Below are 24,379 nucleotides of genomic sequence, written 5' to 3'. Positions count from 1 at the left end.
TGTAGATGGCATCGCGCGGTGGCAACCGGCAGTTAGCTACCGATTTATCGCCGCAACCATCCGCGTCGATAGAACACCCACAACATCCCCATCGCCATCCCAACCATAAGCGTCAGCGCCATCGGATAGCCCCATTCCCAACGTGTTTCGGGCATGTTCCAGCGTGACCGACTGCTGTCAAAATTCATCCCGTAAACCCCGGCGACAAACGACATCGGAATGAAGATCGTCGAGATCAACGTCAACAAACGCATCACGTCGTTGGTGCGTTGGCTGAGACTGGTGAAATACAGATCTCGCAGATCGGTGACGACTTCGCGAAACGATTCGGTCACGTCCAACAAGTGGTTGGCGTGATCCAAACAATCGCGTAGAAACAACCGCGTGTCCTCGCTGAAATTCCCGCCCGATTCCTGGATCAAACGCTGCAACGTCTCGCGATGACCATACGCCGTTTTTCGCAAGAAGGCGAGTTCGCGTTTTGCATCACGAATCTGCATCTGCTCGTGCGGTCCTGGAGAATCGGTCACATCATCTTCCAATTTTTCCAACATCCGCCCGTATTGTTCGAGCAGCGGGAAATAGGCGTCTAACAGCGCATCGATCAAGCAATACATCAAATAGTCAGCTGGTTGACCGCGAACCCGCCCGAGTGATTGTCGAATCCGTCTTCGCACCGGTTCAAACGAATCGCCCGGACGTTCTTGGAATGAGATCAACGTGTTACCGCTGAGCACCAGCGAGACCTGTTCCAAGTACAGTGGAATCTCCTGGTCGGTCATCCTTAATATGACCACAAGGCGGTTATTGATCGTATCGACCTTGGGTCGCTGGTGCGTGTGAATGATGTCTTCGAGCAGCAGCGAGTGAATCCCAAAGCACTCGCCAATCGCTTCGATGGCCTTGTGATCCGCCAACCCGACCACATTGATCCACTGAGTCCCGGTGGTGACGTCGCCAAGCGATGAAGCCTCGACGGACTCATCCTCTTGCACCGTGGTTTGATCAAAAAAGATCCGCTCCACATTGGTCGGTGCCGCGTTCTTGCTCGATCGCAGTTTGCCTGGTACCGAGCCAACCTTGGTCCGCCGCTGAAACGGATGAAAGAACCGCTTGCGAAAATGGACTCGCCGCGGGGCGGGTTGCTGAATTTCATCCACAGAAAAGGTCTCCGACGCGCCGCACGGTTTTCACCTATCGTATCCGTTTCACCGACACGATGCGAACTAACGTTGTTTCTTGACCAGTTGGCTAATCGCCTTGAACTGTGGATGCAGCGAGGTTCCGACCCATTCAAACAGCACCGATTCGACGGTGGTGATCGTCGCACCGGCCATCTGCATTCGCTCGATCGCGATTTCATGATCGCGACCATGGCGTGCGGCTACCGCCTCGGCCACCACATACGGACGGAACCCTTCGGCGATCAAATCCAACACGGTTTGCAACACGCACACGTGCGTCTCGATCCCCGTGATCACTATTTGATCGCGAGACTGCTTCGCCCACGCGTCGAGTGCGTCACGGCAAACCGTAGCGCTAAAGGCTCGTTTGGATTCGGGCGAAGCAAACACTTTGTCCAGTGGAGGAACCAAACCGCCGAGCCGCTCGGGGTACTGAACCGTGGCGGCGTGCGGCACGTCCAACAACTTCGCCGCTTCGACCAATCGCATCGTTTGCTCGACCACGGCGTCTCCGGAGGGGACGACGGGCACGAGTTTTTCTTGCAGATCAATGACCCACAATGCGCTGCGGTCCGCAGACAATCGTAGCGGCGAATGGACGTGCGGCATCGTTAGGAATCGCTCTTGGGCTTCGCGGGCTTGCTCGCCTTGGACTCGCTTTTCGAAGCTTTCGATTCGCTTTTGCTCGAACTGCTTGTCGACGATTTATCCGCTTTGGCGGCCTTTTTGTATCCTTCGCTGCGGTAATCGGTTTGGTAGAACCCGCTGCCTTTGAACACAATGGCTGCCCCCGCACCGAACAAACGCTTTAGCTTGTTCTTTTTGCACTCAGGACATTTCTTTTCAACCGGATCATTGATCCCTTGAAAGAGCTCCATGGTGTGGCCGCAGGCGTCGCACTCATAATCGTAAGTTGGCATAGAAAGTTGCCTTGAAAGATGGACCAGGTTAGGAACGTTCAAACGCAAGGGAGCGAAAATCGTTTCCGCGATTCTTAGTTCGCGGGCGTATCACTCGCAGGTCCCGTGCTGACAATGACTTGGCTAGGGCGAATCACGCGATCGTGCATTTGGAATCCCGTGACGGCAACATGAGCCACCGTCCCTGCGGGGTGTTCATCACTCGGGATCTGCGAGATGGCTTCGTGGTAGTTCGGATCGAACAATTCACCTGCAGCAGGGATTTCGCGAATCTGGTATTTCGCGAGCGTATCGTCGAGCTGCTTGGCGACCATCGCGACCCCTTCACGCAACCCATCGGATTCGCTTGTGCTTCCGGATGCTTCGATCGCTCGATGCAAATTGTCGCGAACCTGTAGCAAATCGTTTACAAGCGGGACTGCGGCGTAACGCAATTGGTCCTCGAAATCGCGACGCATTCGTTTGCGAAAGTTCTCGGCTTCGGCTTGCGCCTGCAGGACTCGTTTTTCGGCCGATTCCGACGACGCTCGCAATCGCTCGATTTCGGCATCGCGACTTTCGACGCCGGCGTTATCCTCCTGCATCGCTTCGTCTTGCGACCCTTCGTCTTCGTGCACGGCGTCCATTGCGTCCATCTCTTCCTGGGATTTGTTTTCTTCTTGTTTCATATTTCGACTCAAGTTTCTTGAGGTTGTGCATCGGGGTCAAAAAACGTTCGGAGCTTTTCCAAAAACGATTTGCGATGAGGCAAAACCGTTTCATGTTCAAGTTCCGCTAGTTCGCGAAGCAATCGTTCTTGCTCGCTCGAGAGTTTTTTCGGTACTTCGATCATCACTTGGATCAATAGGTCACCGGCACGGCCGCCACGAGGATCCAAGATCCCTTTGCCGCGAAGCGTAAAGACGTCACCGTTTTGCGTGCCTGCATCCACGCGAAGCGACTCTGGACCATCCAGCGTGGGAACTTCGATCTCGGCGCCTAAAGCGGCTTGCGTGTACGAGATCGGCAACTGCAGGATCAGGTGAACCCCATCGCGTTTGAACAACGCATGAGGCAACACGGAAATAAAACAGTAGCAGTCACCCGGAGGTCCGCCATCGGGACTCGCTTCGCCTTCGCCTTGCAAGCGAACACGCATGCCATCGTCGACTCCCGCAGGAATTTCGACCGTCAATTCAGCTTTTTCGTTCTGCAGTCCAGCACCGCGGCAATCAGCACAAGGTTGGCTGATCTGTTGTCCCGTACCATGACAATGCGGACACGCGGTTTGCACTCGCAAGATGCCCGCGGATTGAATCACTTGGCCGCGACCACCACACGTCGCACAGGCTTCGGGTTTGCTGCCGGGCGCGGCTCCGCTGCCCTCGCAAGTCACACAGCGAACGCGTCGCCGAAACGAGATATCTTTGCTAACGCCGCGAGCGGCCTCTTCGAGCGTCAGGGTTACGTTACAGCGAATATCGGCACCGCGACGCGATCGCCGCCGACCTCCGCCGCCACCACGCGACCCGAACAAATCGCCAAACATCCCGCCGCCAAACAGGTCACCGAACGCTTCGAAGATGTCTTCGACGTCGTGCGATTGATGGGCCATGCCGTCCACGCCGGCGTGCCCATAACGATCGTAGCGTTCGCGTTTGGTTTGATCGCTTAGAATTTCGTAAGCCTCGGATGCCTCTTTGAACATCTCGACGGCATTCTCGTCGTTTTTATTGCTGTCGGGATGGTATTTGATCGCCAACTTTCGATAGGCACGATCAAGTTCCTGTTTGGTCGCAGTGCGAGCCACCCCGAGGACGGCGTAATAATCGCGTTTTTCAGCCATAACAACGGCAACATTATCCAGAGCAAAAAATCAGACGAGCCAACACAGCGACTCCCGCTGCATCCGGGACCAGATTCCATCCGGTCCTGATATCAAATCAGGCCGCCCGCCCATTGGCGACGACCCGATTCGATTCTTATCTATCCTTGTGCATCGACAACCCGTGCGGTGACCTCATTGGCCTAAGGCCTGCCGCACATCGCAATCGAATCACACATTAGTCGCAATTCGAGGGAATCCCCCTCGCGTTACGACACGACGCCTTCGACTTGACGCTTGTCCTTGTCTTCGGCTTCGAAATTGGTGACCAAGGCTTCGGTCGTCAACATCAAACCTGCGATGCTGCCGGCGTTTGCCAATGCGGTGCGAGCAACCTTGACGGGGTCGATCACGCCAGCCTTGAGCATGTCGCAGTACTGGCCGGTGTTGGCGTCGTAACCAATCGTGTCACCCTTTTGGCGAACTTCGTCAACGACAACGCTGCCGTCGATTCCGCCGTTGTCAGCGATTTGACGCATTGGAGCGTCCAACGCGTTCAAGACGATACCGACACCGATCTTTTCATCGCCTCGGGCTTTTTTCTGAGCCGCTTCGACAGCTTCGTAGCAACGCACCAGCGCCACACCACCGCCGGGCAGGATGCCTTCTTCGACCGCTGCACGGGTCGCATGCAGGGCGTCTTCCAAGCGGGCCTTGGTTTGCTTCATTTCCGCTTCGGTTTCGGCACCAACGCTGATCACGGCAACGCCACCAGCCAACTTCGCCAAACGCTCTTGGAATTTTTCTTTGTCGTACTCGCTATCGGTTTGTTCGATTTGAGCACGGATTTGAGAAACGCGTTTGTCGATGTCTTCGCGGTTTCCGCTGCCTTCGACAATGGTCGTGTTGCTCTTGTCGACGGTGACCTTCTTGGCACGACCGAGTTGCTCGAGCGTGACGTTTTCGAGTTGGATACCCAAGTCTTCGCTGATCAGCGTACCGCCGGTCAAGGTTGCGATATCGCCAAGCATCGCTTTACGACGATCGCCAAAACCAGGCGCCTTGACCGCACACACGTTCAGCGTGCCACGCAGCTTGTTGACCACCAACAACGTCAAAGCTTCCGCGTCGACGTCTTCGGCGATGATCAACAACGGTTGACCGGTTTGAGCCGCTTTTTCCAACAACGGAACAAGATCGCGAATGTTGCTGATCTTCTTCTCGTAAAGCAGGATCAAAGCGTTCTCGAGGCTCGCTTCCATCGTGCTTGGGTCGTTGATGAAGTAAGGCGAGATGTAGCCCTTGTCGAACTGCATTCCGTCGACGTAGTTCACTTCGGTCGCTCGGCTCTTGCCTTCTTCGACCGTGATCACGCCGTCCTTACCAACACGCTCCAACGCATCGGCCAACAAGTTTCCGATAACCTTGTCATTGTTCGCACTGATCGCACCAACGTTCGCGATTTGCTCTTTGTTCTTGACGGGTTGTCCCATCTCGATCAATTGCTCGGTTGCCGCTTGAACCGCTTTGTCGATCCCACGGCGAATCGCCGCTGGGTTGCTGCCGGCGACAATGTTACGCAAGCCTTCTTTGAAAATGGCGCGAGCCAAGACGGTTGCGGTGGTGGTACCATCGCCCGCCAGATCGCTGGTCTTTTGCGCGACCTCGATCACCAATTTGGCGCCCATGTTCTCGAAGCGATCTTCGAGTTCGATTTCTTTAGCGACGGTGACACCGTCCTTCGTTACGGTCGGTCCGCCAAAGGACTTTTCGATCATCACGTTGCGACCGGTAGGGCCCATTGTCACGGCGACCGCATTGGCCAACTTGTCGACGCCCGCCAACATGCGAGCTCGCGCGTGGTCGTCAAATAGCAGTTGTTTTGCCACGAGTGAATTCCTGTAATAAAATTGCTGTTGTTCGTTTTGTTGCAATCAGCGGCAGTGACACACACACCGCTGAGACGTTTCGTCCATCGCAGCAGAGCCGACGTGGCCGGCTCACTGCGAAAAACCAAAAGTGCCGTTCACTACAGAACTTTTGCCAAGATGTCGCTTTCGCGAAGGATCTTCATTTCGCGGCCATCGACTTCGATGTTGCTTCCGCCGTACTTGCCGTAGATCACGACGTCGCCAACGGTGACGCTTAGCTCGCCACGGTTTCCGCTGTCCAACATCTTGCCTGGGCCAACGGCGACAACCGTGCCACGCTGTGGTTTTTCACGAGCCGAATCGGGAAGCACGATACCGCCAGCGGTGGTTTCTTCGGCCTCGACAGGCTCAACAACAATGCGGTCATCCAACGGACGTAGGTTCATTTTTGCCATAGTATTTTCGTGTCTGTTTTGAAGGTTGTGTTTAAAAGGTTTTGTTCAAACGGAGGACCATGTCCCGCGGGTTTGAGCCGACAAAAAGCGTGCCTCGCCGAAGGGATCGCTGCCCAATGCAATGCATCCGGTCGCGATCCCAATCTCGACGCGAGGCGAATGCATTACATCATTCCGCCCATGCCGCCCATGCCACCCATTCCGCCCATGCCTGGCATACCGCCACCCATTCCGCCCATGCCACCCATACCGTGGTCATGGCCGTGATCGCCGCCGGCTTCTTCCTCTTCGACCGGGATTTCGGTGACCAACGATTCGGTGGTCAACAACAGCGACGCCACGCTTGCCGCGTTGGTCAGCGAGGTGCGAACCACTTTGGCAGGGTCAACGATTCCAGCGGCGACGAGATCGCAATAGTTCTCGGCGTTCGCATCGTATCCGTCATGCTTACCCTTCATCTGCAACACGCGATTGACCACCACGGCGCCATCGAGCCCGGCGTTGTTCGCGATCGCACGCAAAGGCTGATCGAGGACGTTGCGAATGATTCGCACGCCCAGCTTTTGATCGCCTTCGGTTTCCTTTTCCAATTTTTCGACGACGCTACGGCAACGAAGCAGAGCGGTTCCACCACCGGGAACGATGCCCTCTTCGAGTGCAGCTTGCGTTGCCGCACGAGCGTCATCCAGAAGTGCTTTTCGCTCTTTCATTTCAGTTTCGGTCGCAGCACCGACGCTGATCTGAGCCACACCACCGGCGAGCTTCGCCAAACGCTCTTGCAACTTCTCGCGATCGTAATCGCTGTCGGTGTTGCTGATTTCGCGGCGGATCTGCTCGACGCGACCGTCGATGTCCGCTTTCTTGCCAGCACCGCCAACCATGGTGGTCGCTTCGCTGGTGATGCGAATCTTCTTGGCACGACCGAGGTCGCTTAGCTTGACGCTTTCCAAGTCGATACCAAGGTCCTTGAAGATGGCCTTTCCGCCGGTCAACACGGCGATGTCGCCGAGGATCGCTTTGCGGCGATCGCCATAACCAGGTGCCTTGACCGCACACACGTTCAAAATGCCGCGCATCTTGTTGACAACCAAAGTCGCCAGCGCTTCACCTTCGACGTCTTCGGCGATGATCAACAAAGGCTTCTTCGATTTGCTGACCGCTTCCAACAATGGAATCATCTTCTTGTTGGCACTGATCTTCTCTTCGAAAAGCAGGACGTAGCAATCCTCGAGTTCCACCGAAACTTCGTCTTGGTTGGTGACGAAATGAGGCGACAGGAATCCACGATCAAACTGCATCCCTTCAACAACGTCGACCGTGGTTTCGTTGGTTCGGCCTTCCTCGACCGTGATCACGCCGTTCTTACCGACTTTGGTGAACGCATCGGCCAACACGTTGCCGATCTCGGGATCGTTGTTACCAGCGATGGTGGCAACTTGCTTGATGTCGCTCTTGCTCTTTTCGTCGATTGGCTTGGCCAATTTTCCAACGTGCTCGACAACGGCGTCGACGCCTTTAGCAATCCCGCGAGAAAGGGCCATCGGGTCGGCTCCCATGGCGACCATCTTCAGGCCTTCACGGAAGATGGCTTCGGCCAAAACGGTTGCCGTGGTCGTACCGTCGCCAGCGACGTCATTGGTCTTGCTAGCGGCTTCTTTGACGAGTTGAGCCCCAAGGTTCTCAAACGGATCGTCTAGTTCGATGTCTTCAGCAACCGTCACACCGTCTTTGGTGACTTTGGGTGAGCCCCAGCCTTTGTCCAACACGGCATTGCGACCGCGAGGTCCCAAGGTGCTGCGGACGGCTCGCGCCAATTTGCTGACACCGGCCAACAATGGCCCGCGTGCATCGTCGTCGAAAACGATTTGCTTTGCCACGACGTTTTTCTCCTGTGGTTTCGTCTAATGAATGCTGCTGCTCAGGATCGCCCCCAAAAATGGGGCACGAGAGCCAAACAACAACAAAGTAAAGGGATGGGATCGAAAATGAGATTCTGCCGCACAGGAAGGCGGTCGCTCTTTCCCCCCTGGGGATCGACGACCCGCAAACCTTGCGGATGAACGTAAGTCTGCAACGGTGGCAGCAGCCAGCCGGTTGGGTCCTCTGGAGAGCAACCCGTGTGCCACGGCCAAAAAAATGCACACAAACCATTACTACAAAAGGACTTATGACATGACGATGCGATTTAGTAAGAGTTCCCGCTCGGTTCGTCGTGTCAGCTTGGCAGAGCCCGAGCGGACGACTCGACGTTCTGCGTTTCCGCGTGCTTGGGTTGGCCGAATTCGCTGGTGGGCTGCCCGAAGTCGACGGGTGAAACACCCCCGCGTGCCAGGCCCGCAACGATTTGCCCGCAACGATCTGGCTGTGAAGGCTTGGCTGTCACGATCTGGCCGTGGCACGTTCGAAATAGACTAGCGAAGACAATGGTGGCTTCGCAGGGGTCGGTCTTCCCCCCAGGACCGTCCACCAAATCGGTCGTGAACCGCAACCAGTCTTTTACATTCGTCGTCCGTACCGACAGATGAGCCCAAGGAGGCACGAATCGCTAGGTGTCGGCAATCGGATCGACGGCGGCAATAAATTCACCGCGATCGTTTTAATCGTTATCAGCTGACCGGAAACGTTTACCAATCAAAAGAAGTTTATTTAAGAAACGTTGACCCAACCCCGCTTCGGACGTCCACTTGCTCATGTAGTCTCGCGCAAACTCGGGTTGGTGCGAGCGAACACGTTTCTCACGCACGGGTAATCTGGATGTCGAAACGACGACGCCTAGCCGCTTTAATCACATTTGCTGCTGTTAGCTTTGCGACAGCGGATGCATCTGCTTGCTGCCTAACCGATTGGCTTTTTGGACGGCCCACGGCATATGCCGCCGGCTATGCGCCGTACACAGCCGCGTACCCGTACAGTGCGAATTATGGCGCCGTGCCGGTGGGCTACTCGGCAGGCTACGCACCCGCGTCGCCCTACACCGCAGCCTACCCAAGCAGCGCCCTTTACAGTTCCGCGTACGCATCGAATCCGCTCGTCCAACCGACGACCCCGCGTTACCAAATCAGCGGTGTGTATCAAGCTCAGCGTCCTGCTTACCCGTTAAACAATCCATCGGTTTACACCGGTATGCCGGTCACCGGTCAAGCGACCGCGCAGACATCGTACAGTTTGCCGATGAACGGAACCTCGGCACCGATTGCGACCGCCTACCCACCAGCGACGTCGATTCCGATTCCTGCCGGCAGCGTTCCGCTTGCGCAATCGCTCCGCGGCAACGCGCCGACGTCATCGTTTTTCGGTGGCAACAATGCGTACCCAATGCAATCGACACCTTCGCCTTCGTACTCGGCAGCCTACGCGACTCCATCGACCGCGATTCCGGCGACTCCGGTTGCGCCACCGTTTGTCGTCCCCGAGCAACCACGTGTGGGAGGTCTAGGACGCTTCTTTGGCGCGTTGTTTGGCACAAACTATCGATCGTCCTACTACCGTGCCCCGGTCACCTACTATCGCCCGGTAACCACAGTGGACCCGGTTTCGGGGACGACGGTCACTACCCAGCAAGGTTGCACGTCCTACCTAGACCAGCTGCAACGGTCTCCTTACAGCAGTTTGGGTGCGAACCAATCCAGCGTTTATCAGGCGACTCCAATCGGACAACCGGTTCCGATTGGTCAACCGGTTCCTGTCGGTTCGGCATCGGGAATGAGCAATTCGCTGGGGGCACCGAGCGATACCGCACCGATGACGCCACCAAGTTTAAACGGCGTCCCGGCCCCTCCGAGTTTTAGCCAAAGTTCGGCCTATGGCTCCACCTCGTCGTCATTGCCCGGGTCGTACACACCAAGCCCGTTCAGCAGCGTCAATCAAACGGGTGCGATCGCGGCACCAAGCAACTCGATGACCATTCCGATTCCATCGACTGCTCCCCGCAGTTCGTACGCCCCCAACACCGAACCTCTTTCGGGTGCACCGTCTTCGACCAACGGGGACCGTGCTCCGCTAGACCAACCTCGGCTCGAATCGGCACGCCCAAGCGAGACGACCGACCGAGACGGCCGCAGCGACATCGACCGCTATTTGGACGAATATCGCAACAATAACGGCAACGGCAGTAATAACGGCAACGGCTCGAGTTCAGAATCCGCTCCTCAAACGAGAACCGAGTGGCAACTGCAAAATCCGGCCGATTCGTCGGTGTTCGGATCCAACGCAAAACGCGGCTCTGACCGTATGATCACAGCGGCAAACGAAGAGGCCAGCCAACTGGGTTACTCAAGCGTTCATCCCATCCAAGCACCGCCAGAGTACGTTTCGCCGTTCCAACGCCGAACGCTCGATGTGCAGTCGCAGTCCAATGACCAAGATCGCCCGCTCACCGCGCCGCCGTTGCCGCCTAGCAACGAGCAGCCGATCAATGCATCCAACCGCGAGCGTGCCCCTTATTCGATTCCCGTTCGAGAAGCGGCACTTGTGCGACAGCAATCGTTCGAAACGGAAACGCGTCACCAAGTCAGCCGAGCATACCAAAGCGATGTTCGCCAGACGCAGTTTCAACAGCCAGAGCCGCGAACCGCCCCTAAACGGAAACGGCAAGAATCCGGCTGGAGCGTCATTCGCCCTTAAGACGCTGGACGAGAACTGACGCACCTTGATGGATCAGAGATTTTCGACTCTTGCAGGTTCAAGAATTCGTAGATCAGGCAAAGCATCTGGGGACGTGCTTGTTTCACTTGGCGCAGCGACGCCCCGTCGGTTCACAGAGTCGAACGCCCCGAATCATTCATGCAACGTGGATGCCGAGGACTAGGCGTGCTCGATCCCGAATCTCAATTCGACGATCTCGGGGCACCGCAAAATAGTTGGTGGATCGACGTGGATAGAGATGACTCTCGATGAACCCCTCTTCGCTAAGTCCGCTGCCGTCGTGAGCGAGGCGATTGGGGACGACGATTTCATAGCCGCGCTGATCAAAAAATTGATAGATGTCTCTCGGTTCGTAGCTTGAGCTTGAACGAGTCGGAGCACTTTCAAACATCACCACAGGCCTGCATCGGGACAGCATGTTGGTGGCTCCGCGAAGAGCCCCAAGCTCGGCTCCTTCGATATCGATTTTCATCACATCAACGAAGGCATCCTCTGGGATCAACGTGTCCAATCGCTTGATCGCGACCCGGATTTCATGGACGTGCGACGTGTTGTCATCGGGTGCAATGAGCGAACTGTAGCCGGTTTGCTGCGTGTCGATAAAAAACGTCGCCTCGCCTTCGTTTTCTCCCACCGCACAAGCATGCAAGATGACGTGCGGAAACTTTTCGCGAAGCCTAGCCGCTTTGTCGGGCATGGCTTCGACCGCGATGATCTCCACCGCGGGGTCCCGTTTGCGTACCGCCGAGATGACGCTGCCAATATGGGCACCGACATCGAGGAACGTCTTATCGGTTTGACAAATGGATGCCACCAGGACGCCGGCGAGTTGGTCATTGGCAAGGGTCCCCACTGCCTCGGGCTGGGTGAGCGCCGTACGCAAGATGTCGATCTTCTCTCTCGAGAACATCGCAATGTCACCGATCCGCGTGCCCAGAATAAGCTGCTTGATATTCATCGATTTCTTGCAAACAGGGATCCGCCAACGTCGTCCATCGGCACCGCGCCGCGATGACAGTGAGCTAAGTATAGACGGAGTGATTTCGCGAATATATGGACACCGCAACGACCACGGGATCGAAACCGCGAAATGCTCTCCTTGAAGCGAAAAGGTGATAACGGAGCTTGATAACGCTCAGTAACCCGCTCCCCTGATCGCCAAGCCGCTAAAACAGCGTGTAGATAAACGGGGCGGCGGCACTGCTAGCGAGCGCCGCGACGACACCGATCGACAGCAAAGAACCGATCAGCGGCACCAACCACCACTTTTTGTTCTCTCGTAAAAACAAGACAAACTCTTCAACGAAACCAAGCTCATCGTCTTCGGCTCGGTTTTCAAATTCGTTTTCGCGAGAACGCTGTGGCTCGTCCATGGGGTCGCTCTCAAAACTGTTTGAAGTAACGGGAAATCTCTGGGGCGTCGCCGCGAGCCATCCAATTGGATTTGGAATTGCGTTTCTTCAGTCGCAGTGGATCATACCCCAACAACCGCAGCACGATACCCGTCGGCAAGACGATCCCGAAAAAGACGGTCCCCAACAACAGGTGACTGATCACCCAGGCAACGGGATACGTCGCATATTGCCAAGCTCGAATGAGACGCACGCGTGTTCCCGGCACCGCATAGTACACCACAGCCACCATCACCCCGGCGATTGCGAGAATCATGGACACGTTGGCGGCACGGTACTGCACAAGATAGGCAACGATCAACAGCAACGTCGACAACGACGCCCCAAACCATCGCTTGGTCGAACTCGATGGATCCGTATTGAGATCAAACAAAGCCATCAACCGGGCTCCCATTCACAGAGATCCTGTTGGCTCGATTGACAAGCCGACTCGGGTTGCTCAGTTTTCAACAGGAGCTCGTTTCCGATCACCAAAGCATCCATCTGCGTCGTCATGAAGCAGCGGTACGCATCGGCCGCCGTTGCAACAATCGGTTCGCCTCGCACATTAAAGCTGGTGTTGACGAGCGCCGGACAACCGGTTTGTTGATAAAACGTTCGCAGCAGCTGATAAAAACGCGGATAACGATTCTGGCTGACCGTTTGCACGCGGGCGGAATAGTCTAAATGGGTGACCGCCGGCAGCTCGCTTCGTGGCTGCGTTCTCTGTTCGCCCCCAGAGGAAATCAACACATCGATTGGTCGTCGTCGCGTTTCCTGCACATCAAACGTGAATATCATGTACGGGCTCGAATCGCCATCGGGCATTTTGAAATATTCGTGACTATGTTCTTCTAGAATACTCGGGGCGAATGGCCGGAAGGACTCTCGACGCTTGATCTTGGCGTTCATCAGCGATTGCATCTCAGGGTTGCGGGGGTCACCGAGGATACTGCGGCCGCCAAGTGCCCGCGGCCCAAACTCCATTTTACCTTGGACCCATCCCACCACTTTCCCGTCGGCTAGAAGCTTCGCCACCGCTGCATCGAGTTCATCGTCCTGCGGCACGTGTCGCATCACGGCACCGTTATCTCGGAGCGTCTGCAGATCGCTTGCGTGATCCGCAGGGGGCCCAAGCATCGACGTTGGCTGGGCACTGATCGCGTGGGCCACACGCGGCTTGCCCAACAATTGATTCCAAATCAGCCAGGCCACTCCGAGAGCTCCTCCGGCATCACCGGCAGCCGGCTGAACCCAAATCCGTTTAAAGGGTCCTTCGCGTAACAGCCGTCCGTTGGCAACACAATTCAGTGCCACCCCGCCCGCCATGCACAACGAATCGAGTTTGGTTTGGTCAAAGACATGGTTGGCCATTCGCAGCACGACGTCCTCGGTGACTCGCTGGATGCTTGCGGCAAGATCCCTATCCACATTGCGGATCGGATCGTTTGGTTTGCGGCGTTTGACTCCCAGCAATCGCTCCATTTTTCGATCGGTCATCTGCAACGAATGACCGTACGAAAAATAGTCCATGTTTAGCTGGTAGCTGCCGTCGTCGTGAACCTTGATCAAGTGCTTCAAAATCAATTCGACAAACTTGGGTTCACCGTACGGAGCCAACCCCATCAACTTGTACTCGCCCGAATTGACGCGAAAGCCACAGAAATAGGTGAATGCCGAATAGAGCAGTCCTAACGAATGAGGAAATCGAATTTCGCTTTTCAGCGAGATGCGGTTTCCGCGGCCGACGCCCCAAGTGGTCGTCGCCCATTCGCCCACCCCATCAACCGTCAAGATCGCCGCTTCGTCAAACGGACTCGGAAAGAACGCGCTGCTGGCGTGCGATTCATGGTGTTCGCAAAACACAATCCGGCGTTTGTACTGTGTCCCTAAATGTTTGCGGATTTCACGAGGCAGGTGCAACTTTGTTTTCAGCCAGCTTGGCATCGCACGAAAGAAGCTGCCGTAACCGGCCGGTGCGTAGGCCAAGTAGGTTTCCAGCAGCCGATCGAACTTCAAAAACGGCTTTTCATAAAACCCGACGTAATCAAGATCGCCAACGTCGGCGTCGGCCATTCGCAAACATTCACGCAGAGCGTTTTGTGGAAACGACGCGTCATGCTTTTTTCGAGTGAAACGTTCTTCGCTCGCTGCAGCGACGATCTCACCATCGCGAAGAATCGCGACGGCCGAATCATGGTAGAACGCCGAAATGCCAAGAATCAATGTCATGTTTGCCAGAGTCAATTCGATCAGAACAAAGTGCTAACGATGTCGGTTTCGATTTAAGGCCAGCGGCAATACAAGCACGCTTGGCAACGGCAACACAAGCACGGCAAAGGTCAAACAGATCGACAACGTGAATCGCGAGTCGGGAATCAAACCAAACAACAGCAGCCCCATCGCCAACGTGATCAACGTCCAAATCGCAATCACTTGCAACAGCGACGCCCACGAAGCCACATGACTTCGCGACACCACGATAGCGGTCCCGACGATCATAACCAGTTTCACCAGTACCGCGGCGTAGCTGATCGTTTTTAATCGCTCGAGAAACAACAACAATGACGCGGTCAACGTCGGCCAGTCTGGCTGCACAATGATCCAGCGCACCCCTGCAAAGAGCAACGCAAACACCACAGTCGCACTCACGACGACCACCCCAACATCAACCCAGCGGTGCCCGTACATTGGCACCCACACATAACTACACGATACACCCCAAAGCAACAGACTGGTAAAAAACAGGATCGCAAGCGTGACTCGCAGCCCCACCACGGTCGCGGTGCCCGTGACGGTGTCTTGCGATGCCAACCACGTCGCCCAACGCGACCAGTTCTCGCGGTTTTCGGCCCCTATCATGCAGACGCCGTAAAAAACGATCGACAGCGACAAAAACAGCGACAAATAGCCCGCGATCATAGCGAATCGCGTCCATGCGATCGTGGCGTCCGAGAGGGGACTGATCGAGAGATAGGTCGGCAGTGTCGACATCGATGGCTGCGTCTCGGGTTCGAGCGACCGAGCTGCCGAGATCATGCCGACAAAGAACATGCACATCACACTCATGATCGCCAATGCCACCGGCGCCCAAGAAAACAAGGCAGCGACCATCATGGCCGGGCATGCCATAAATAAAAACGAATTGACTCGGTACGCTCGCGAACGATGTAGATCGTGCCACACCAAGGCTCGCACCGGACTGCGATGAGATGCCGTCTGCTCTGCGATGCGATCCCAGCTCAATTGACTCCAAAGCCATGCCACCCATCCCGATGCGTCTGCGGGAATCATTCCCGCGACATGATGCCGGGCAACCGTGACGGCGCGATAAGCGATTCCCACCGACAACAGAAAATAGACCGCCACGGCGATTGTCACTCCGTGCTCGGCGGTTGATGACAAGCCAGCTTCACTTTTCCCGCTGATCGCCATTAGACACAATCCGTATGAGACCGGCGCCAAAATGAAAAGCATCCAGATCCGCAGCAATCCCGATCGAAACGGACGCCAGGCGAGTGCGGAAATCAGGGCTCCGGTTGCTGCCACCAAAAACCCCGGAATCAAAACCCATGTGGATGCTCCGAACCAGACTAGGGTTTTTGAGACAACGAACCAGACCGCGAATACCCACGCGGTTTTCATTGCAATCGGAATCAACGCGAGCTTCCAATTCGCAATTGGCATCCGCAACAACCAGTGCGAATATCCGCTTTCACATGAATCCAGCTTTCCGAATGGAGAGACGTCCAACGCGAAAATGCCCCACGACATCGCAGGTAGAAACGCAACACAAAGGATGACCGACGCGAATGAATCGAACCGAGCCTGTTGTCGCGAGATCGCAAACAACAATACTTCGGCAATCCCAATGATGCCGACGAAGAACATCAGTAGGAAGCGGTTTTTTAACCAAGTCAATCGGATGACCGCGAGGCTATCTGACATCGGAGGCCACCTCATGAAGCGTGTCATCGCCAAGTTCAGACGCAGTGGATTGCTCGGTTCCCGCACGGGCTGCGAACCAGCGATGCAGCGTGATGTCGCGGCGTGAGATCAACTTCACCTCCGCTGGCACCACAATCTCCGTTGCCGGAACCACTTCGTGGTCGATGACACCAGACCACTCCGAATCGTCTCCCTGCCAAGCGAAAACGCCGCGAATCGGCGGAGGCGACTGCGTATCGCTGCGGCAGACGATTTCTTCGTAACGGGTTTGCAATCGATCGACCGTCGTGGTTTCGACGATCCGGCTCGCTCGCATCAGCGCGATCGAATCACACACGCGATCGACTTCGTCCAACAGATGACTCGAAAACAAAACCGTTCGCCCCTCGTCGCTGATCGTGCGGATGATCGCTTCGAGGATGTCGCGGCGAGCCAATGGGTCCAAACCGCTACTTGGTTCATCCAGGATCAATAGTTCGGGCCGATAGGCGATCGCGACCAACAATCCTGCTCGGGCCCGCACCCCCTTCGATAGCGAACTCAGCTTGTCCATCCGCGACAATCCGAACAGGTCCATCAGTTTTGTGGCGTAGCTGTCGTCCCAAGTGTCGTAGATCGCTCGAGAAAAATCGACAAGTTCCCCCACTCGCATCCAACTCGGCAACGAGTCTTCTTCGGTCAGATAGCCGACACGCCGTAGCACCGATTGCGAATCGGCCACGGGATCCATTCCCAGCACACGGACGCTGCCACGCTGAGCGACAAAGGCGCCGATCAAATGTCGAATCAGCGTGGTTTTGCCCGCTCCATTGAGCCCCACCAAACCGAACACGCGACCAACCGGAATTTGCAAGTCGACATCCTCGAGTGCCGGACGCCCACGGAAAGAGCGACACAATCCGGTGACGTCCACGGCCAGCGGGACATTTGAATCGGAACAGCTCATGACGGCTCCTCGGGTCCAACGGAAGGGGGGCGATCGAATTGGGCGTCACGTTTCTGCAGCAACGCGACCAATTCATCCAACTCGAACCCGAGCTGGCGAGAAAGTGTCAACAGTTTGTCGATGTGCGGGTTGATCATGCGACGACGCTGGCTTGCCGTATGCCGCTGAGCCAATTCGCAGACAAACGTTCCGGTGGTTCGTCGTTTTTCGACGAGCCGTTCGTGTTCGAGTTCGCGATAGGCCCGGGCGACGGTGTTCGGATTGACTCGCAAATTTTCAGCCAGCCCGCGAATCGTGGGCAATTCGTCGCCGGGACGCAGCACCCCGGAAACGATACGAAAACGGATCTGATCAACAATCTGTTGATAGATCGGCGCCCCGTCACTAGAAATGTGGATCTGCATCACGAACCTTTGTATTAATACATTGATACAAAGGTACGACGGCCAAGTCAACGAAAAAAATCTGCGCTGCGAACCCGCAAACCTCGGTTTCGTCGGCGGTTGGGGTTTGGTAGAGTCTATGCCAACACAGGATGGGTGGCCGAGTGGTCGAAGGCAGCAGTCTTGAAAACTGCCGTAGGGGTAACTCTACCGTGGGTTCGAATCCCACTCCATCCGCTTCGGAGATTGACCCGCGATCTGCGAATTTCGCAACCAATCGCAGCCAAACTCTGCGGACGTCCAGGCTGCTCTAGGCCGGACCAACCGCTTGCTGACGGATCCACTGCTGGCGGATCAACAACGAGGACGACATCGCCGTGAGCCTGCTGACCAAAATCGACCATCCGTTGGTAGAGCATCATCTTTGCACGGTGCGAGACAAGTCGACGTCGTGCAGCGAGTTCCGAACCGCGATTGAACGATTGGCGGTACTGGTTGGCGTCTATGCGACTGAGGACTTGGTCACGCGGCCAACGACGATCCAAACCCCGATCGCCGCGGCGGATTGCCACAAACTGTCGATGCCCATCGGCCTTGTCCCGATTTTGCGAGCCGGATTGGGGATGGTTCATCCGCTGCAAAACCTGCTTCCGGATGCTTCGGTTTGGCACTTGGGACTGTATCGCAATGAAGAGACGGCCGAACCGGTCGGCTACTACGACAAACTGCCCAGCCGCGGTGCGCCAAGTGTCGCACTGGTTCTTGACCCCATGCTTGCCACCGGCGGTTCGGTCGAAATGGTCATTGGTCGACTGAAGAGCTGGGGTGTCAACGAAATTCGCGTGCTCAGCATCATTGCGGCTCAGCCCGGTATCGATCGTGTTGAGCGTGACTTTCCCGACGTCAAGCTTTATGTTGCGGCGATCGACCCCGAACTGAATGAGCAGTCGTTTATCGTTCCGGGGCTCGGTGACGCGGGCGACCGTATTTTCGACACGCCACAAAACGAGTGACTCTCACTCCGCTTCACCCACGACGCTAGCGGGCGGGTAAAACGACCACGCAAACACCAATGCCGCCGAAGCGAAATAGCCCGCGACAAACTCGACGACCAAGCGGCGATTGGCCGGGTCAAGCGTGATCCCGTCTCCCCAGGCATCCCAGCCAAATGTCTCGGGGCCAAAGGGCAAGAACAATCGATTGCCCGAAAGTGGCGAGTGAATGATGCCAAACATGGTCAGCACGCCAGCCACTACCAAAACGGCTGCCGCGGTACGCAGCTTGCGATCGATCAACGCGGCAAGACACCAAGCCCACAACAGACTGGTCACGATGAAGCCATTGCTCAGCATTGACAGCGTCTGCAGATCGTGTTTCAACCCATCGCCACTGAGCGACTCGAGATGGATCCCCGCTTCCAGTAACGCCTCGTCGCCGAACATCCGTCCCGGCAAACTCATTGCAAGGAACGCCAGCGCCGGAAGGCACGCCATCGCAACGGCCGCATAGTGACGCCGCGGGGTGGCTAGAAAACTTTGGGCGGTGATTTCGAGTCCGATGAAGACCAAAATCGGATAGACCGCCGGTTTGGGCATCCACGCATTCAGCCAGCCAAAATAGCCAACCAAACCTGCGGACCCGACCAACAGCGCGGTCGCTAGCGTGTAGGCGGCGCGGCCTCCCATCGCCTTGTAGGCGGGATGGCCGATATAGGGCGTGGTCTGCACCACACCGCCAAACAGACCCGCGATCAACGTGGCCACTCCCTCGACGCCGATCACCGTTCGTGTGTCGTATTCATCCCCCGCCGCCGCAGCGCTCTCGGTACAGTCGATCCCGCCTACGATCGTGGCAATGGCAAACGGAAACGCAATTGGCAAATAAGGCAACGCGTCGGGAAACGCCGCAAGCCAATCGAATTGCCAAGTTTCAAGCCAACCCGCTGGAAACCACTCATACGATGCGGTTTCCGGAAACGCATAACCGCTGGCCCCCATCGAGCACAGTCCGTAGTAGACCACCCCGGCCACCACCAACGCCCCAAGCGTGCCCGGGGTGCGTCCAGGCAACGGAATCTTGGCGACCAACGCACTGAGCACGATGACCATGGCCAGCATGCCCGGCAACGGATGCCCCAAGATCTCGATCAGCGGAAAGAAACTAATCAACACCAAGGCGATAGCCGCCAGCGATCCGAGCAACCCAGCGCGAGGCACCGCCCGCTGGACCCAGCGGGTGAGGGGCGACAGGCCAATTTTCAGAAGCCCGCTGAGCACAATGCACCAAATCCCGATGTACCACGTCCGGTAGGCAGCATCCAAGGACCCCAACCCTGATTCGAGCCCCTGCAAGTAAGACGGGCCCAAAATGAAAAGCGTGATACCGTAGGTCGACGGCGTGTCGAGCCCGAGCGGCATTGCTGTCACCGCATCGTGCCCCGACTTTTTGGCGAGCCGGAATGCGAGAAAGAAAAAAGCAAGGTCGCCCACCAACACGCCAAGCGCGGTCCCCGGAACCATGTACGAAACAGCGAACTCCGAAGGAAATCCGAAGCCCACCAGCAACGCCACCATCAGCAAGAGCCCAACGACATTGTCGAGCATCAACCCAAAAAACGCATTCACATCACCAGGCTTCGCCCAATGATAGCGAGGAGAGATGTCAGTAGATTTCTGGCTCAATGCACCGCTTTTCAATCGGGAATGGGACGTTCTACATGGGGGCGGCCCCTATCCTAGCAATTCATCCCTAAAAAAATGCCTGCGTTAAAAATTTTAAAATGCAGGCACTTTTGAATAGCTTGCCGCACATTTTGCAGTAATTCCCCAACCCCATCGCAGTGGCGCTGCGACAGCAGACGACACTGGCCCCGCGCCGCTCTGCTATAAAAGCCGCCTTAGCCCCCCAATCGAGCGAACGCCAGCTGTTTCAGGACACCGAAATCGCCACAACGGAGGTTCGATACGCTATACCAATGCTGCAGTGAACATCTGAACAGACACGATTCGCCGGAAGGTCCGTTTTTTAAGATCCGGTGAAAATCGTTTTGACTGCATCCAATATTCTGAGATACTGAATGGAAGGGAAACGAGACCCTGACTATGGATGTCGGCCTTTCCGCCCTCAAAAAGCAACAAGGGCGTGCAGCTTTCCAGTACAATAGACGCGTCTATGATTATCGAGACGTTTTACTTAGTTTTTATCGCGGTTCTTTTTTGCCTCCTTATTTCATCACTGGAAGGCTTATCCAATGAGCACCAAGACCTTGAACCCGACAATCGCCAGCGAAAACACGCACAGCGATCTGTCGGATGAGGGACTGATCACTCAGTACCGAAACACGGGCGACCGAAGTCTGTTTGAAACGCTGATTCAGCGTTACGAACGAGAGATTTTCAGCTACTTGCGACGTTACGTCGGCAATTCCGAAATCGCAGAGGATGCCTTTCAGGGTACCTTTCTTCAGGTCCACTTGAAATGCCAGCAATTTGATTCGTCGCGGCGTTTTCGTCCTTGGTTGTACGCGATTGCCACCAACCAAGCGATTGATGCGCAGCGTCGCAACAAACGCCACCGAATGGTCAGCCTGGATCGCAACAATGCGAACGAAAAGGATGACCGAGCGGGAAGCTGGTCCGAAAAACTGGTTGGTGACACCTTGGATCCTCATGTCGCCGCCGCCCAAGAAGAAAACAGTCGCTGGGTAAACCACTCGGTGCAAAGCTTGGGCGAATCGATGCAGCAGGTCATCAACCTGGTTTACTATCAGGGGCTTAAGTACCGCGAAGCTGCAGAGATCTTGGGAATTCCCGTCGGCACGGTGAAAAGCCGTCTGCATGCAGCGGTCCAGCGTTTAGGCATCTTGTGGGAAGAATCTCACGAAGAACGCAGCGAGTAGACTCTCGATCTCGGCGATGTCTCGGTCGGCCAATTCGCCGAACCACTTCGCCGACTCGCGCGTAGAACACGAATTACCATCGAGTCATTTGCGGCTCGATGGGGTCCGTGACGCTCATATCAGTGTTGGAAGTTGATGCACGAAGACTTGCTCGGATACTTGCTAGGCGCCCTTGAGCCGCACGAGATGGATCGTGTCGCTCAATGGCTCCGGGAAAGCCCCGAAGCGCGTCGCGAGCTCGAACAGATCGAGCGCGCTCTGCGTCCATTGGAAGAGCACTATCAACCGGCCGAAAGCCCACCGCCGGATCTGGTTTCACGAACGCTCGCCAATTTGCCGCCGCTGCCAAAACCGGGGGAAAGTTTCACCACACCGGTCCACTCGCCGGATGACGATCTTGTTTCGCTGCCCGCGATGAACAACGGAGTCGATCCGTCTCGCGAATCGCAATTCACGTGGCTTGATTGGCTGGGCGGTGCACTGGCCACCGCGATTTTGCTGGCGCTGCTGCTGCCCTCGATCGCCGAGGGACGCTTCGAAGCTCGCAAAGCGGCCTGCCAAGATCAACTTCGGCAATTCGGCACCGCGCTGACACAGTACGTATCACGCGATCATCAAAACCGCTTGCCGGCGGTCGCCAAAGAAGGCCCCGAAGCCTTTGCCGGGGTGTACGCGATTCGTTTGAACGATGCTGGGTTGCTATCGGACATTTCGGGACGATGGTGTGCGTCGCTTGGCCGCCCCGAAGCCGTCGCGGCGGCCCCGACGCGGTTGGACGAATTGGCTTCGGTCGATGATTTGCATCGAGCGTCGGTCGATGAACTGCGTGAAATCCAGCAATTTGCGGGCGGGCATTATTCGTACACGCTGGGCATCGTCGACGGACAACAATTCAAATCGCCCAAGTTTGAATCACGTTCTTCGTTTGCTGTCATGTCCGACGCCCCGACGGGGCGGTTCAGCGGCATCGACATTCAACCGCAGAACGTGGGGCATAGTGGTTTGGGGATCAACGTCCTTTACGAAGATGGGCGAGTGCAATTTCTATCGCTTTCGTCGCTCAACCAAATCCCCGATCACCCCTGGTTGAATCATCGTGACGAAATCGAAGCGGGCGTTAACATTGATGACGCGTCGTTGGCGCCAAGCTATCGTCCACCCTTTGCCGATGTTCGCCAACGTTAATCCGATTCGACCACCGCCAATCGGGTGGCGGTCGTCGAACGCCGCTGCAACGATGGCAACACCGGTGTATCAAGCGAGGCTCCGTTGGGCCGCACACTGAGAATCCGCACTCGAACGCGGGACATCAGTCGACGTCCAGGTTGAATCCCAATGAGCAGCCCGAGCGCCAGGAAACGCCCCAGCGACGAGATCCCAAATAAGATCCAATACGCCTGCTCACTGGCTCCGAAATAGGCCAAGATCGCTCCGCCGATTGCGGCCCCGATGCACCACGAGGTGCAGTTGGCGAAATTGTACAGCGTCAACATCTTGGTCCGCCGGCTGGCAGGCACGGCATCAAAGATCAGCAGGAAAAACCCCAGTTCGTACGCAGCCCAAATCGTTCCGCTGATGATCTGGATCATTGCAATCCACCAAAAATTGCTGGAGAAAATCCACAGCGACGCGATTGGGACGATCCCGATTCCGCCGATCCACAACAAGCGTTTGGCTCCGTAACGACGCCCAAAATTTCCCCAGTACGATAGGGCGATAATCTTTGACACGAACGCCAACGCCAACAACGAGACAAAATCACGATAGGACAGCGATAACTTCTCGAGCATGTAGGGCGAGAAATAGGGACCGCTTAGCTGGACCATCCCTTGGACAAACACCAAATAGCCGAGCAGACGGATCGCTGAAATTCCAATCGATGACTCAGCATCGCTGGAGGGCAGCACCTTAGCAGTCGCCAAACTCGCCGACCGGCTGCGGCCCGCGTTGGCCTGAGGTTGATAGGCGACATGCGGAACGATCGGCTCGGAAACGTCGCCCGACACTGCGTTTGCCGCTGCGTCCTTGGTTTTCGTTTCACGTGCGGTTGCCGCAGGGGCGGTCCGGTGAATCGATAGCATTACAACCGACAGCAAACGAAACGAACTGGCTCCGAAAAAGGCAATTGCGAACCCGGTCGTCACCCAATCGCCTTGCTCGGCCCATTGCAGCAACAATCCGCCGCTAACCAACCCCAACAGCGTGGTGACCTGCGCCCACTTGGTTCGCCGGGCGAAATAGATCGTTCGCACACGAGCCGGCACGATGCGTTCAATCCAGGTGTTCCATGCCGGTCCGGTCGCCAACCCGGCGGCCCAATAAATCGATGCGAACACCAACAACGACGTCAACGAAATCGATCCCAGCATCGCTGCGACTGCAATCGCGATCAGAGCAGCGGCTTGCAAGCATCCGCAAAAAACAACCCAACGTTGTTCAAATCCGAACCATCGCACCGCCGCAGGGGAGATCAATTGCGCAACCCCGCCAAAGAACAAAGGAACGCTGCCGACCAATCCCGCCGACACTTCGCCCAATCCAACCGCCAAGGCAAAGGCCGCAAAGTAAGATTCGCCAAGTCCGACCATCACCCCATAGCTCGCTCCGTCAACGAGGCTAACGCGGAGATTGGATCTCGTCGTGGACGAAGAATTGGAACCAAGAAACATGGAGGTCCAGGCTATAAAAAACGAAGGGTAGAGCAGGGGGAGGGGCGTTGGCGAAAGCGGATACCACGTCCTGCAGCGTCGGTTTGAACCGTTACGTTTTGACGAACCATGCGTTGATTAACAAGCTGGTCGTCCGCTGCGCAACTTGTAATGCGAAGTCGACTCTAAAATCGAGAGGGAAAATCTTTTCTAAAGTTCGCGATTCACCACTCGTCCAAATTTCACACTTGGATATGATTCGCCAGAGCTGGCAATTTTTTTTAAAA

21 protein-coding genes and 1 tRNA gene are annotated in these 24,379 nt (G+C 56.1%); 5 read left to right on the top strand and 17 right to left on the bottom strand.

The genetic code is table 11. From position 1 onward, the window contains the following. Positions 1-44: 44 nt before the first annotated feature. From corA to groL (ABEA92_RS19480), 8 genes are all read right to left on the bottom strand, one after another. A complete protein-coding gene (corA, locus tag ABEA92_RS19515; RefSeq protein ID WP_345685529.1) occupies positions 45-1,160 on the bottom strand; it encodes a magnesium/cobalt transporter CorA in 1,116 nt (371 codons plus the stop codon). Positions 1,161-1,226: 66 nt separating this feature from the next. Beyond that, the gene (locus ABEA92_RS19510) at positions 1,227-1,793 is read right to left on the bottom strand and encodes an isochorismatase family protein (RefSeq protein ID WP_345685528.1); all 567 of its coding nucleotides are present in this window, start codon (positions 1,791-1,793) and stop codon (positions 1,227-1,229) included. Positions 1,794-1,795: 2 nt separating this feature from the next. Next, a complete protein-coding gene (locus ABEA92_RS19505) occupies positions 1,796-2,104 on the bottom strand; it encodes an FmdB family zinc ribbon protein (protein ID WP_339938043.1) in 309 nt (102 codons plus the stop codon). A 74-nt stretch (positions 2,105-2,178) separates the two neighbouring features. Then, on the bottom strand, positions 2,179-2,772 hold the full coding sequence (grpE, locus tag ABEA92_RS19500; RefSeq protein WP_345685527.1) for a nucleotide exchange factor GrpE: 594 nt from the start codon (positions 2,770-2,772) through the stop codon (positions 2,179-2,181). Positions 2,773-2,780: 8 nt separating this feature from the next. Continuing rightward, positions 2,781-3,929, bottom strand: coding sequence for a molecular chaperone DnaJ (gene dnaJ / locus ABEA92_RS19495; protein ID WP_345685526.1), 1,149 nt, complete (start codon positions 3,927-3,929; stop codon positions 2,781-2,783). Positions 3,930-4,177: 248 nt separating this feature from the next. Continuing rightward, positions 4,178-5,797, bottom strand: coding sequence for a chaperonin GroEL (gene groL, locus ABEA92_RS19490; protein ID WP_345685525.1), 1,620 nt, complete (start codon positions 5,795-5,797; stop codon positions 4,178-4,180). Positions 5,798-5,937: 140 nt separating this feature from the next. After that, positions 5,938-6,234 (bottom strand): co-chaperone GroES, encoded by a 297-nt coding sequence (gene groES, locus ABEA92_RS19485; protein WP_146596752.1) that lies wholly within the window; start codon positions 6,232-6,234, stop codon positions 5,938-5,940. A gap of 164 nt (positions 6,235-6,398) precedes the next feature. Beyond that, positions 6,399-8,111 (bottom strand): chaperonin GroEL, encoded by a 1,713-nt coding sequence (gene groL, locus ABEA92_RS19480; RefSeq protein WP_345685524.1) that lies wholly within the window; start codon positions 8,109-8,111, stop codon positions 6,399-6,401. A gap of 877 nt (positions 8,112-8,988) precedes the next feature. Between groL (ABEA92_RS19480) and ABEA92_RS19475 the strand changes: the two genes are divergently transcribed. Next, positions 8,989-10,857 (top strand): hypothetical protein, encoded by a 1,869-nt coding sequence (locus ABEA92_RS19475; RefSeq protein ID WP_345685523.1) that lies wholly within the window; start codon positions 8,989-8,991, stop codon positions 10,855-10,857. Positions 10,858-11,014: 157 nt separating this feature from the next. Here ABEA92_RS19475 and ABEA92_RS19470 read toward each other — a convergent pair whose 3' ends face one another. From ABEA92_RS19470 to ABEA92_RS19440, 7 genes are all read right to left on the bottom strand, one after another. After that, positions 11,015-11,836, bottom strand: coding sequence for an FkbM family methyltransferase (locus ABEA92_RS19470; protein ID WP_345685522.1), 822 nt, complete (start codon positions 11,834-11,836; stop codon positions 11,015-11,017). Between the two features lie 208 nt (positions 11,837-12,044). After that, positions 12,045-12,251, bottom strand: coding sequence for a DUF5989 family protein (locus tag ABEA92_RS19465; RefSeq protein WP_345685521.1), 207 nt, complete (start codon positions 12,249-12,251; stop codon positions 12,045-12,047). A gap of 10 nt (positions 12,252-12,261) precedes the next feature. Next, entirely contained in the window at positions 12,262-12,669 is a 408-nt protein-coding gene (locus tag ABEA92_RS19460) for an SxtJ family membrane protein (protein ID WP_345685520.1), read from the bottom strand. After that, positions 12,669-14,501: a carbamoyltransferase family protein gene (locus ABEA92_RS19455; protein WP_345685519.1), complete on the bottom strand. Its 1,833-nt coding sequence runs from the start codon at positions 14,499-14,501 to the stop codon at positions 12,669-12,671. The genes ABEA92_RS19460 and ABEA92_RS19455 overlap by 1 nt, the downstream gene beginning before the upstream one ends. A gap of 33 nt (positions 14,502-14,534) precedes the next feature. Beyond that, a complete protein-coding gene (locus tag ABEA92_RS19450; RefSeq protein ID WP_345685518.1) occupies positions 14,535-16,217 on the bottom strand; it encodes a hypothetical protein in 1,683 nt (560 codons plus the stop codon). Beyond that, a complete protein-coding gene (locus tag ABEA92_RS19445; protein WP_345685517.1) occupies positions 16,207-17,163 on the bottom strand; it encodes an ABC transporter ATP-binding protein in 957 nt (318 codons plus the stop codon). The genes ABEA92_RS19450 and ABEA92_RS19445 overlap by 11 nt, the downstream gene beginning before the upstream one ends. Beyond that, entirely contained in the window at positions 17,160-17,567 is a 408-nt protein-coding gene (locus ABEA92_RS19440) for a GntR family transcriptional regulator (protein WP_345685516.1), read from the bottom strand. Before ABEA92_RS19440 ends, ABEA92_RS19445 begins: the two co-directional genes overlap by 4 nt. A gap of 129 nt (positions 17,568-17,696) precedes the next feature. Here ABEA92_RS19440 and ABEA92_RS19435 point away from each other — a divergent pair. After that, positions 17,697-17,783: transfer RNA gene (locus ABEA92_RS19435), tRNA-Ser, on the top strand. A 140-nt stretch (positions 17,784-17,923) separates the two neighbouring features. Beyond that, positions 17,924-18,559, top strand: a complete 636-nt coding sequence (gene upp, locus ABEA92_RS19430; RefSeq protein WP_345685515.1) for a uracil phosphoribosyltransferase — start codon at positions 17,924-17,926, stop codon at positions 18,557-18,559. 3 nt (positions 18,560-18,562) lie between these two features. Here the strand turns inward: upp and ABEA92_RS19425 are convergent, their stop codons facing one another. Continuing rightward, positions 18,563-20,149: a permease gene (locus ABEA92_RS19425; protein ID WP_345685713.1), complete on the bottom strand. Its 1,587-nt coding sequence runs from the start codon at positions 20,147-20,149 to the stop codon at positions 18,563-18,565. Between the two features lie 647 nt (positions 20,150-20,796). Between ABEA92_RS19425 and ABEA92_RS19420 the strand changes: the two genes are divergently transcribed. Both ABEA92_RS19420 and ABEA92_RS19415 read left to right on the top strand, forming a co-directional pair. Beyond that, complete coding sequence (locus ABEA92_RS19420; RefSeq protein ID WP_345685514.1) at positions 20,797-21,444, top strand: RNA polymerase sigma factor; 648 nt, start codon at positions 20,797-20,799, stop codon at positions 21,442-21,444. Between the two features lie 135 nt (positions 21,445-21,579). Beyond that, positions 21,580-22,629, top strand: a complete 1,050-nt coding sequence (locus tag ABEA92_RS19415) for an anti-sigma factor family protein (protein ID WP_345685513.1) — start codon at positions 21,580-21,582, stop codon at positions 22,627-22,629. On the opposite strand, the gene ABEA92_RS19410 is transcribed toward ABEA92_RS19415, so the two are convergent. Then, entirely contained in the window at positions 22,626-24,113 is a 1,488-nt protein-coding gene (locus ABEA92_RS19410; protein ID WP_345685512.1) for an MFS transporter, read from the bottom strand. The two genes, ABEA92_RS19415 and ABEA92_RS19410, sit on opposite strands and share 4 nt — an antisense overlap. Positions 24,114-24,379: the final 266 nt, after the last annotated feature.

It is taken from the genome of Novipirellula caenicola (assembly GCF_039545035.1).
GTDB classification, from domain to species: Bacteria; Planctomycetota; Planctomycetia; order Pirellulales; family Pirellulaceae; genus Novipirellula; species Novipirellula caenicola.
Note: the sequence above shows the minus strand (reverse complement) of the source record. Positions and strands in the feature narration are given on the sequence as shown.